9 protein-coding genes and 1 pseudogene are annotated in these 9,735 nt (G+C 70.8%); 5 read left to right on the top strand and 5 right to left on the bottom strand.

Going from position 1 to position 9,735, the window contains the following annotated elements; genetic code table 11:
* Positions 1 to 384, bottom strand: a pseudogene (locus ACWDU1_RS06425) (ABC transporter substrate-binding protein); the annotation flags it as partial.
* 151 nt (positions 385 to 535) lie between these two features.
* The gene (locus ACWDU1_RS06420) at positions 536 to 1,693 is read right to left on the bottom strand and encodes an ROK family protein (RefSeq protein ID WP_449996251.1); all 1,158 of its coding nucleotides are present in this window, start codon (positions 1,691 to 1,693) and stop codon (positions 536 to 538) included.
* A gap of 166 nt (positions 1,694 to 1,859) precedes the next feature.
* On the opposite strand from ACWDU1_RS06420, the gene ACWDU1_RS06415 reads away from it, so the two are divergent.
* From ACWDU1_RS06415 to ACWDU1_RS06395, 5 genes are all read left to right on the top strand, one after another.
* Positions 1,860 to 3,284 (top strand): DUF2252 domain-containing protein, encoded by a 1,425-nt coding sequence (locus ACWDU1_RS06415; RefSeq protein ID WP_449996250.1) that lies wholly within the window; start codon positions 1,860 to 1,862, stop codon positions 3,282 to 3,284.
* An 84-nt stretch (positions 3,285 to 3,368) separates the two neighbouring features.
* On the top strand, positions 3,369 to 4,277 hold the full coding sequence (locus ACWDU1_RS06410; protein WP_449996249.1) for an ABC transporter ATP-binding protein: 909 nt from the start codon (positions 3,369 to 3,371) through the stop codon (positions 4,275 to 4,277).
* Positions 4,274 to 5,053, top strand: a complete 780-nt coding sequence (locus ACWDU1_RS06405) for a hypothetical protein (protein ID WP_449996248.1) — start codon at positions 4,274 to 4,276, stop codon at positions 5,051 to 5,053. Before ACWDU1_RS06410 ends, ACWDU1_RS06405 begins: the two co-directional genes overlap by 4 nt.
* Positions 5,046 to 6,239 (top strand): sensor histidine kinase, encoded by a 1,194-nt coding sequence (locus tag ACWDU1_RS06400; RefSeq protein WP_449996247.1) that lies wholly within the window; start codon positions 5,046 to 5,048, stop codon positions 6,237 to 6,239. The genes ACWDU1_RS06405 and ACWDU1_RS06400 overlap by 8 nt, the downstream gene beginning before the upstream one ends.
* Entirely contained in the window at positions 6,236 to 6,892 is a 657-nt protein-coding gene (locus ACWDU1_RS06395; RefSeq protein ID WP_449996246.1) for a response regulator, read from the top strand. The genes ACWDU1_RS06400 and ACWDU1_RS06395 overlap by 4 nt, the downstream gene beginning before the upstream one ends.
* Before the next feature lie 4 nt (positions 6,893 to 6,896).
* Here ACWDU1_RS06395 and ACWDU1_RS06390 read toward each other — a convergent pair whose 3' ends face one another.
* The 3 genes from ACWDU1_RS06390 to ACWDU1_RS06380 form a co-directional block, all read right to left on the bottom strand.
* Entirely contained in the window at positions 6,897 to 7,559 is a 663-nt protein-coding gene (locus ACWDU1_RS06390) for an O-methyltransferase (protein WP_449996245.1), read from the bottom strand.
* 50 nt (positions 7,560 to 7,609) lie between these two features.
* The gene (locus ACWDU1_RS06385) at positions 7,610 to 9,013 is read right to left on the bottom strand and encodes a lipase family protein (protein ID WP_449996244.1); all 1,404 of its coding nucleotides are present in this window, start codon (positions 9,011 to 9,013) and stop codon (positions 7,610 to 7,612) included.
* 84 nt (positions 9,014 to 9,097) lie between these two features.
* Positions 9,098 to 9,697: a TetR/AcrR family transcriptional regulator gene (locus ACWDU1_RS06380; protein WP_449996243.1), complete on the bottom strand. Its 600-nt coding sequence runs from the start codon at positions 9,695 to 9,697 to the stop codon at positions 9,098 to 9,100.
* Positions 9,698 to 9,735 lie beyond the last annotated feature (38 nt).

Raw genomic sequence — 9,735 nt, 5'->3', positions numbered from 1 at the left:
TGCGGTGGCGAGGTGATAGTTCGGCAGCGCACGCTGTTTGACCCCGATGATCTTGGCGTCGAGTCCGGTGGCGCGCGCGTGGATGGGCGGGATACCCGCGTTGGAGGCGATATCGACCGCCCCGCCCCGGAACGCCTGGATAACGTCCGGGCCCGCCTGCACCGCGGGCCAGTCGGTGACGCTGAACGGCAGTTTCGCGACTTCGCCGGACGCCTGCAGCGCCACCTTGGAGGTGCGCACCGAGATCGACAGCGCGGTCCCCGGCGGCACCGAATCGGGCAGCGCGGCGGTGAGGGCCACATCGCCGCCGCTGTCGGTCGCGCAGGCGGCGAGCAGCCCGGCCGCTACGAGCGCGATACCTATTCTTCGCAGAGAATTGAGCACGTTGATTTCCTGGGTCCGATTCCGGATTCGATGGTATGGATTTCCGCCACCGGACGACACGACGCGCTCATTTTCATATCCGCCGCGAGATACATTTCACTCATGGAATTACTGTGCCGAACCTCCTGGTCACCGTCAATATTCGTCCGTATTAAACTAAGTCCGAGTCGAATGCCGACCGGGGCGCGAGGGTGGCCAGCGGGCGGTCGAAGAGCCGCTGCAACGCCACCGCGGCGGCCGCGGTCTCGAGCACCCGCCCCTGGAACGAGGACGCCGTGATGAGCCGGTCCGGCTCGATACCGGTCCCGGCCTGCCGGCCCACCGTCTCCAGATAGGCCTCCCGCACTCCCGGCACCCGCCCGTAGGCGCGATCGCTGACCACCACCGCCGCCGGGTCCAGCAGGTCGATGAGCGCGGCCAGCACCCCGCCCAGGGTGACGGCGCGGGCGCGGAAGAGTTCCTGTACCAGCGGATCCGCGCCGTGGTCCAGCAGATCCGGGAAACTCACGAACCGCCCGGGCGCACGCTCGCGGGCGGCGCGCAGCAGCGCGTGATCGGCCAGCCGCTCGAGTTCGGCGGGTTCGAGCGGACCGGCCGGTGAACCGCCCAGCCAGCGCGCCAGCGAACCGGCCGCCGACCGCGGCCCGTAGTGCACCCGGCCGTGCACGGCGAAGGCCACATCGATCACATTGCCGGCGAACAGCATGATCGAGCTCGGCGCCGCCCGCATGGTGCCGTAGAGCTGCTCGGCGTACATCAGCGCCCGGGTGTGGTTGTCCAGCACGGCGGGCAATCCGGTCGCGGCCGACAGCATCTCGCGCACCGGCACATCGCGCCAGCCCAGGAACGAATGGTGCACCACGGTCCCGGCCTCGGTATCGACCCAGCCGCCGGTCGCCACCCCCAGCCCGACGATGCGCCGCGCACCGCGATCGTCCCGGATACGACGCACCCGCGCAGCCGCCGCGGCGAGAATCGCACCGGGATCCGTGGACGGGTGCGGCGATCGGCTGCTGTGCCGGACCGTGCCCCCGATATCCACCACCGCCACCGTCGTATGCTCGGCCGCGATATGCACGCCCACCACCAGATTGCCGGCGGTGTCGAGCGCCAGCGGACTGTAGGGCCGCCCGATTCCGGCGGCGGTGGTCTCCGGCAGTTCCCGCAGCAGTCCGGCGTCGAGCAGCGCCCGGGCCTGCACGGTGAGGGTCGCGGGGGATATCGCCGCGTGCCGGCTGATCACGCTGCGCGGGGCGGGCCCGAGTTCGAGTACCGCCCGCAGCACCGATCCCGCGCTGCCGTCCGCCATCGCCGCCACCTCTTCATCACCGCGCCGCCGGAAAACGGTAGCGGCGCGCGGGCCGGTCACGCAGGGTTGAGCGCAGGGTGATCCGAAGCTGCCCCGGCTCGGATACGACACCACTTCACCCGCATCGGGTGACGACGCGGCGCGCTCGCCACCCTAGGTTGGGCCGATGTCCCGCCCGCCCGCTACCGCCACCCTCGCCGATACCGCGGCCTGCGCACAGCAGCACGCCCACGGTGTCCGGCAGCGCGAGCTGGCGCCGTTCGATGTCGTCGCCGCCTATCGCCCGGCCACCGGACGCGACCCGCTGGCACTGCTGGAATCCCAGGCGCCGACCCGGGTTCCGGAACTGGTGCCGGTGCGATACGCCCGGATGGCCACCTCGCAGACCGCCTTCTACCGGGGCGCGGCGCTGGTCATGGCCGACGACCTGGCCCGATCACCCGGCAGCGGCCTGCACACCCAGCTGTGCGGCGACGCGCATCTGAGCAATTTCGGCCTGTTCGCCACACCGGAACGGCGGCTCGCGTTCGACGTCAACGATTTCGACGAGACCTATCCGGGCCCGTTCGAATGGGATGTCAAACGCCTGGTCGCCAGTCTGGTAGTCGCCGGGCGCGACAACGGATTCAAATCCAAACACCGCCGCCGGATCGCGCTGGCCTGCTGCGCGGAATACCGCGAAACGGTCGCCCGGCTGGCCGGACGCGGCGAATTGGAGGTCTGGTACTCCCATATCTCGGCAGCCGACGAAATGGCGCAGGTGCAGGAGGTGCTCGACGCCTCGGTCCGGAAACGGGTCACCAAGGCCATCGACAAGGCGTGGGGCCGCGACAGCGCGCACGCCCTGTCGAAACTGACGGTCACCGGCGACGACGGCCGCCCGCGGATCGTGAGCATGCCGCCGCTGATCGTCCCGGTCGAGGAACTGTTCACCGCCGCCGACGCGGCCCGCATCCACGAGACCATGATGGACCGGCTGGTCGACTACCGCGCCACCCTGCAGGCCGACCGCGGGTTCCTGCTCGACCGGTTCGAATACGTGCACGCCGCCCGCAAGGTCGTCGGGGTGGGCAGTGTCGGCACCCGCTGCTGGATCATCCTGATGCGCGGCCCCGGCGGGGATCCACTGTTCCTCCAGGCCAAGGAAGCGCAGCCGTCGGTCCTGGCCGGGTATCTGGATGGCCCGCAGTACTCCAACCAGGGCGAACGGGTGGTGACCGGACAGCGTCTCATGCAGGCGGCCAGCGATATCTTCCTCGGCTGGCATCAGGGCCCCGATGCCGACGGCGTCACCCGCGATTTCTATATCCGCCAGCTCCGCGACGGTAAGGGCAGCGCCGTGATCGACACCATGCCGGCCGAGATGATGACGCTCTACGGCAGGTTGTGCGCGCGGGTCCTGGCCCAGGCGCACGCCCGCGGCGGCGACCGTTTCGCGATCGCGGGCTATCTCGGCACCGGCACCGGGTTCGACGAGGCCATGGCCGCCTTCGCCGAGGACTACGCCGATCAGAGCGCCCGCGATCACGCCCTGCTGCGCCAGGCGATCGAGGACGGGCGGATCACGGCCTCCGCGACCACGGACGGATAGCCCGCCGTCACCCCGGAGAGGGATGCCCGGATATCGCTCCGCAGCGGGATGTGGTGACCGAAGGGGCGGCCATACCGTCGAGGGGTGATCGAAGCTCGCGATATCACCAAGTTCTACGGTCGCACCCGGGCGGTCGAGGGCTTGACGTTCACCGTCGCGCCGGGCCGGGTGACGGCGTTCCTCGGACCGAACGGTTCCGGCAAATCCACCACGATGCGATTGATCCTGGGCCTGGATACCCCCACCCGGGGAACCGTCACGGTGGCCGGCCGCCCCTATCGTGAACTGGCCCGTCCGCTGCGCACGGTGGGCGCGCTGCTCGACGCCGGCGATGTCATGGGATCACGCACCGCGGCCCGGCATCTGGAGTATCTGGCGGCCGGCAACGGCATCCCGCGCCGGCGGGTGGACGAGGTGCTCGCACGGGTAGGGCTGGCCGGGGCGGGCGGTGACCGGGTGCGCGGCTTCTCACTCGGTATGCGCCAGCGGCTCGGTATCGCCGCGGCACTATTGGGCGATCCGGGGATCCTGGTCCTCGACGAACCGGTCAACGGCCTGGATACCGAGGGCATCCGGTGGATGCGCGGATTGCTGCGGTCGATGGCGGCCGAGGGCCGCACCGTGCTCCTGTCCAGCCATCTGATGAGCGAAACCGAATTGGTCGCCGACCATCTGCTGGTGGTGAGCGCGGGCCGGCTCGTCGCCGACGAACCCGCCCGCGATTTCGTGGCCCGGCACAGCGAACCCGTCACCCGGGTGCGCGCGGCTGACCTGACGCCGCTGGCGCGGCTGCTCGGCACCCGGCTCGAACGGCACGGCGATACCGGAACAGTGCGCGGAATCGGCTCACGGGAGATCGGCGGGCTGGCAGTGGCGCACGGAATTGTGCTCGACGAATTGACGCCGATCCGCGCGACGATCGAAGAGGTGTTCACCCGGCTGGTATCCGACAACCACCCCTCGGCCGCGCCGAACCGTCAGGAGTCCGCATGACCCTTCCGGAGCTGTCGAGCCACGAACCGGTTCCGCTGCGCGACCGGGTGTCCGCGGAATTGATCAAGGCGCGCTCGGCCCGCGCCCTGTGGCTGCTGCCGCCCGCGGCCGTCCTGTTCGGGCCGGTGGCCGCGCTGTTCGTCGGGCTCACGGGCAGCCTCGACCCGGCCGACACCGTATCGGGCGGCGCGCTGACCGGTCTCGCACTCTCCCTGGTGGCCACGGCCATTTGGGGTGCGCTGCTGGTGACCTCCGAATACTCCTCGGGCACTATCCGGGCCACCCTGATCGCGACTCCGCGGCGGACGCAGATCCTGGGAGCCAAGGTGCTGGTGGCGGGCGCCGGGGCCACCCTGATCGGCGTCGGGGCCGTCGGTCTCTCCCACGCGGCGGGACGGCTCACCATCGATATCGCGCAGCACCCTCCGGGCGAGGTGTTTCCGGGCGTATTCGGAATCGCCGCCTGCTTTCCCGCGGCGGCGCTGCTGGGGCTGGCGACCGGTTTCGTCCTGCGCAGTTCGGTGGGCGCCGTCGCACTGGTCGCCGCGCATATCGCGCTACCGCAGCTGTCGGCAGCAGAGGCGTTCGGTGAACTACATCGGTGGACCACTCTGATCGCGCCCACCGCGGTCGTCGCGAAACTCTCCCAGAGTTCGGACGCGGCACCGGAGCTCATGGGTTCGGTGGGCGGCTGGCCGCGACTCGCGCTGGTCGTGGCGGGGACGGCCGGCGCGCTGCTGGCCGGGCGCCGGTTGCTGGAGCGGCGGGATGTCTGACTCCCGTACCGTGCGGTGGGCCGGCCGATTCCGGCGCCCGGCGCAGCCCCCACTGCCCCATCCGGCGAGATGGGTGCCGGTGATCGCACTCGCCGCGGTCACGCTGTTCACCGTGGTGCTGCACACCCTGCTGTCGGATACACCGCTGCCGGACGGCCGGGCCATCGGACTGGCGCTGGTACAGGGAATCTCACTGCTGGTCGCGCCGCGTCTACCCGGCCTCGCCTGGGCGGGCTCGACCGCCGCCCTGACGGTTGCCTCGCTGTGGGCCGGGGCCGGGCCGTGGGTGGACGCCATGTTCAACAGCTACCTGGTGGTGCTCGGCGTCGTCGCGATGCGTGTCGATGTGCGGGCCGCGGCCGGCGCCTGGGCGGCGACGGTGGTCGCCGGATCGGCCCTGGCGGTCGTCGCGCCCCCGGGCGACGGGGTCGCCGCGCTGGTCGAAACGGCCGTCCTGGCGGGTCTGGCCGTGATCGCGGGCGCGGCTCTCCGCGCGCTCGCTGCCGCCCGCCACAGTCTGGAAGGCCAGCGCGCCGCGGCCCGCACCGAACGTGACCGGGCCGTCCTGCTGCGAGAACGGGCCCGGATCGCGCGGGAACTCCACGATATGGTCGCCCACCACATGTCGGTGATCGCGATCCAGTCCGAGGCCGCCCGCTATCGCGATCCGGAGATGGCCCCGCAGACCGCCGCCGGTCTGGCGACCATCCACGACAGCGCGGTCACCGCCCTCGCGGATATGCGCCGCATCCTGGATGTGCTCCGGTCCGGCGATACCGGCAACCTGCCGCAGCCCGCGCTTTCCGAGGTCGGCGAGCTGGTGGAATCGGTGCGCGCCACCGGGGCCGCGGTGGCGCTGTCGGTCACCGGTGATACCGCCGCGCCCGGGCGCGCGCGGGGGTTGTCGTCCTACCGGATCGTGCAGGAGGCGCTCAGCAATGCCGTGCGCCACGCGCCGGGCGCGGCGATCGCGGTCGGGGTCGCCGTCGACGAGACAGAGATCCACGTCGTCGTCGAGAACGAAGCCCCGGCCCGGGCCGGGAATCCGGCCGCGGGGCCCGGCCACGGCCTGCTCGGGATGCGGGAACGGATCACCATGCTCGGTGGCGCGCTCGACGCCGGCCCCACCGTTTCCGGCGGGTACCGTGTCGTCGCGACACTGCCGACCGAGGATCCGCACCGATGACCATCCGCGTTGTGCTCGCCGACGACCAGGAACTGGTCCGCGAGGGGCTGGCCGTGCTGCTGGGGGCCCAGCCCGGGATCGAGGTCGTCGGCCGGGCCGCCGACGGTCTCGCGGCTGTTCGTCTGGCCCGCCGCGAACGACCGGATGTCGTGCTCATGGATGTGCGGATGCCCGGATGCGACGGTATCGAGGCGACCCGGCGGATCACCGCCGCGGAAGCCGCGGTCAAGGTCATCGTGCTCACCACGTTCGATCTCGACGAATACGTCTACGCCGCATTGCGGGCGGGTGCGTCGGGGTTCCTGCTCAAGGAGACCTCCGCGCGGGCCCTCGGCGAAGCGGTCCGGGTGGTCGCCGCGGGCGAGGCCCTGCTCGCGCCCTCGGTAACCAGGCGGCTGCTGGCCGAATTCGCTCGCGCGGCACCGCCTCCGCCGCCCGCCGGCCCGCGCGCACCGGATCTCACCGCCCGCGAGACCGAGGTCCTTATACTGGTCGCCCGCGGCCTGTCCAATGCCGAAATCGCCCGGGAACTGGTGATCTCGGGAGAAACCGTGAAAACACATGTGGGCCGGATCCTGGAGAAACTCGGCCTGCGCGACCGCACCCAGGCGGCCATCCACGCCTATGAGACGCGGCTGGTGAACCCGCGCTGAGCCGTCAGCTCACCACCGCCAGCGCGAAACCGTCCCAGCCCTTCGCGCCCACGGTCTGGATGACAGTGGCGTCCAGCCGCGGTTCGGCGGCCAGCAGTTCGACCAGTTCCCGGCTCGCGCGCACCGCGGGATCGGTCGCGGTGTCGTCGGCCAGTCCGCCGCCGCGCACCACATTGTCCACCACCACCGTCGCGCCGGGGCGGCTCAGCCGCAGCGCCCAGCGCACATAGTTGCTGTTGTTCACCTTGTCGGCGTCGATGAAGACCAGGTCGTAGGGCTCGGGCCGCTCCTCGGCCAGGACCGGCAGGCTGTCGATCGCCGCGCCGACCCGGATCTCGACCCGCTCCCCGACACCCGCCCGATCCAGATTCGCCCGGGCCACCTCCGCGTGGCGCGGTTCGTATTCCAGTGTGGTGACCCACCCTTCCGGCCCGACGCCGCGGGCCAGCCACAGGGTGCTGAAACCACCGAGGGTGCCGATCTCCAGGACCCGGCGGGCACCGGCGGATCGGGCGAGCAGCGACAGGAATTTGCCCTGCGCCTCGGAGACATCGATGGCCGGCAGCCCCGCGTCGGCGTTGGCCCGCAGCGTGGCGTTCGATTCGGTATCGCGTGCCAGCCGGTCCACCACGTACCGGTCCACATCCGCCCAATCAGGTGTACTCATATCCGCAGTCTGCCAGCCGGGACGCGGGCCCGCCCGTAGCCCGCGCGCCGCTAGCGGGTCCCGATCGGTTTGCCGAAGAACGAGGCCACGGTCTCGCCGAACACCGACGCCAGGAAGGGCAGTTCCCCGGGCGTGCCGAGCATGGTGGGCGAATCGACCGTGCTGCAACCGGGTTCGGCGGGCACACCGGTCAGCCGGTCCCGCATCCACAGCAGCGCGGCGGGCCCCCCGACCACCTCACCGATCACATGTTCGCTGGCATGGTCGCGGGTGTAGCGCACCTGCGCGCCGGGCGCCCGGCAGTAGGTGTCGACGAGGGCGTCGGTCGAAGGCAGCGGCAGGATCTCGTCCCAGGCCGAATGCCAGATATACATCGGCATCCCGGGAACCGACCGGCCCATCCGGGTAGCGTCCAGCATCGCCGCGACGGCGGGATCACGCATCGGATCGCCCTCGGTGCGCATCATGCCTTTCAGATTCAGGAACGGCAGCAGGGCCGACTGGTATTGCACGCACAGCGGCGCCTTGAGCGTCATCAGTGTCTTCCCGACCGGATCCAGATTGCGGTCGAGGAACGCGGCGAAATCCGGATACTCCCGTGCCAGCCCCATCACCGCCGCGAACACCAGCCCTGAGGTCGCCTGATTGTTCGACATCTCCAGGGTCGCACCCAGATCCGCGCCGACCCCGCCCATGGCGGAGGCCACGATATTCAGTTCCGGCGCGTAGGAGGCGTGCAGTTCCGCGGCGTGACCGGTGGCGATCGAACCACCCGAGTAACCGTACAGGCCCACCGGCGCGGCCGGACCCGCCTCCAGCGGCGCGAACGAGTTCGCCGCCCGGATGCCGTCCAGGGTGATCCGCCCCGCCAGCGGTCCGGCGGCGTAGGCCGAATCCGGGCCCTGGTGGTCGGGGATGACCACGGCCCAGCCCTGCTGCAATGCGGCCTGGGCGAACAGGAATTCGGCGGGCGCCACGATCTGGCCCACGAACGGCGCCACCGAAAGGTGTTGCAGGGCATAGGACGGCGTGCAGTATCCGGCGGTGGAATCCTCGGCGATCTGCACCGAGAGCAGTGGCCGCGGCGCCGGTGCGCTACCGCGGGGTTTGAGCAGGGTCGCGACGGCGGGGATGGCCTCGTCGCGGCTGTTGTTCGACCGGTAGGACACCTGCCAGGCATCGACATTGAGCGCGACGATGCCGAAATTGGCCACGTTCACCCGCCGCACCGCGATGATCTCGCCCGGAGCGCGCGCGGCGACGGTCTCGGCGGGTGGGTGATAGAACCCGGGATCCAATTCCGGTGGCAGGGGCAGCACCCGGGCCGGTTCGGGGGCCGGTAGCGGTGCGGCCACCGCGGGCACGCCCGGTCCGGTGGCCACCGTGGCCATGACCGCCAATGTACTGAGCAACAGCGTGCAGATCCGGCGCATCCGCCCGGTCTCGGTCCTCATCGACCCGTATCCTCCCGGCCACTTTGAGACGCCTACGTCTCAAGCTTGCGGCAGAGTATGGCACGGCCGTGTCCCGGGACACAATCAGCCGGTGGGATCGCCGGGCAGCACCAGCGCCGTCAGCAACGCCGAGAGCGTAGCCAGCAGATCCTCCACCGGCGGTCGCGGATACCGCCGGCTCCAGTGGTGCACCGCACCGTTGACCGCCCCGATGAACGCGGCCATCGCGAGGTCCCAGCCACCCGGGGGCGTACGCACCCCCGGCGCCGCCGCGGCGGTCGCGGCGATCACCTCACCCCAGCTCTCGCGGACCCGCGCCCGATGCCGCTCGACGTCGGGACTCACCCCCACGATCTCCACGAAAGCCACCTGCACCCAGCGGATATCGGCGGTGATAGCGCCGATATATGCCCGCATCCCGGCATCTATCAGCAGGCCCGGATCGGCACTGTCGGCGGCCGCGATGCCCTCGCGAAAGGCTTCCCGCGCCCGCTGCTGCACGTGGTCGTAGACATCGACCAGCAACTCGTCGCGGCCGGTGTACTGCTCATAGAACTGGCGGCGCGACAACCCCGCCGCCGCGCACACGTCGGCGATGGAACTCGCGGCATAGGATCGCTCGGCGAATACCGTCAACCCGGCTTCGACGAACAACGCCCGCCGTTCGGCCCGGCGCTCGGCCACCGACCGACCGGCATAGTTGTGTCTGGTACGCGTGCTAC

The sequence above is a fragment of the Nocardia sp. NPDC003345 genome, from assembly GCF_053589395.1.
The sequence above is the reverse complement of the archived record's forward strand: the minus strand, read 5'-3'. Positions and strand labels throughout refer to the sequence as shown.

Coding starts and splice junctions, on each gene's coding strand:
- ACWDU1_RS06415 (WP_449996250.1), top strand. CDS start 1,860: ATGTCCCGCCCGCCCGCTACCGCCACCCTCGCCGATACCGCGGCCTGC.
- ACWDU1_RS06420 (WP_449996251.1), bottom strand. CDS start 1,693: ATGGCGGACGGCAGCGCGGGATCGGTGCTGCGGGCGGTACTCGAACTC.
- ACWDU1_RS06390 (WP_449996245.1), bottom strand. CDS start 7,559: ATGAGTACACCTGATTGGGCGGATGTGGACCGGTACGTGGTGGACCGG.
- ACWDU1_RS06385 (WP_449996244.1), bottom strand. CDS start 9,013: ATGAGGACCGAGACCGGGCGGATGCGCCGGATCTGCACGCTGTTGCTC.
- ACWDU1_RS06395 (WP_449996246.1), top strand. CDS start 6,236: ATGACCATCCGCGTTGTGCTCGCCGACGACCAGGAACTGGTCCGCGAG.
- ACWDU1_RS06405 (WP_449996248.1), top strand. CDS start 4,274: ATGACCCTTCCGGAGCTGTCGAGCCACGAACCGGTTCCGCTGCGCGAC.
- ACWDU1_RS06400 (WP_449996247.1), top strand. CDS start 5,046: ATGTCTGACTCCCGTACCGTGCGGTGGGCCGGCCGATTCCGGCGCCCG.